The 281-nt window shown below is 52.7% G+C and carries 1 protein-coding gene; it reads left to right on the forward strand.

All coding sequences use genetic code 11. The features are described 5' to 3' along the window. Positions 1–71 precede the first annotated feature (71 nt). On the forward strand, positions 72–281 hold a 210-nt coding region (gene gpFI / locus H8L47_RS29295), incomplete at its 3' end, for a DNA-packaging protein FI (RefSeq protein WP_230413959.1).

Raw genomic sequence — 281 nt, forward strand, 5'->3', positions numbered from 1 at the left:
GATGAGTTCGTGTCCGTACAACTGGCGTAATCATGGCCCTTCGGGGCCATTGTTTCTCAGTGGAGGAGTCCATGACGAAAGATGAACTGATTGCCCGTCTCCGCTCGCTGGGTGAACAACTGAACCGTGATGTCAGCCTGACGGGGACGAAAGAAGAACTGGCGCTCCGTGTGGCAGAGCTGAAAGAGGAGCTTGATGACACTGATGAGTTCGTGTCCGTACAACTGAAAGAGGAGCTTGATGAGTTCGTGTCCGTACAACTGAAAGAGGAGCTTGATGAC

The organism is Undibacterium umbellatum (assembly GCF_014284125.1).
Classification (GTDB): domain Bacteria; phylum Pseudomonadota; class Gammaproteobacteria; order Burkholderiales; family Burkholderiaceae_D; genus Undibacterium; species Undibacterium umbellatum.